This window comes from Alteromonas sp. G4i13, assembly GCF_054960505.1.
Genome location: NZ_JBHNYX010000122.1, coordinates 1 through 596, shown reverse-complemented (window position 1 = coordinate 596; position 596 = coordinate 1). Strand labels below are relative to the sequence as shown.

Sequence of the window (596 nt, the reverse complement as noted above, 5' to 3'; positions counted from 1 at the left end):
AAATGTCTGACTCATGTACTTCCGATACAAAAACAAGGGTTCACTCATCAGGATGATTTACTGGCCATTCTGATTGCCAACGCCACTCACCGTGGTGTGTATGGCATGGCGCAGATCTCCGATCGAAGCTATGAACACCTGAGTACGGTGCAGGCCAACTATATCCGGCCTGAAACGCTGCATGACGCCAGCGACGTGATCAATAATGCGGTTGCAGCGCTACCCATCTTCCGCCACTACCATATTCAGGAGGACCAGCTGCATGCCAGTGCGGATGGTCAGAAATTCGAAACCCATCTGGAAACCTTTAAAACCCGGTACTCCTCTAAGTATTTCGGCACCAACAAAGGGATCACGGCCATGACACTGGTGGCCAACCACAGCGCCCTCAATGCTCGGATCATCGGTTCCAACGAGCACGAATCACACTATATTTATGACCTGTTACAATCCAACAGCAGTGAAATCAAACCTGACGTACTCTCGACAGATACACACGGTGTCAATCATGTTAACTTCGCCTTACTGGATCTATGCGGTTACAGTTTTGCACCGCGATACGCGCAGTTCAGTAGTGTCATCAATGATCTGTTTGA

The 596-nt window shown here is 49.2% G+C and carries 1 protein-coding gene; it reads left to right on the top strand.

What is annotated here, in order from left to right; translation table 11 throughout:
- Positions 1-596, top strand: a 596-nt coding sequence (locus tag ACFI6J_RS21565) for a Tn3 family transposase (RefSeq protein ID WP_462574707.1), incomplete at both ends; no start/stop codon positions are given.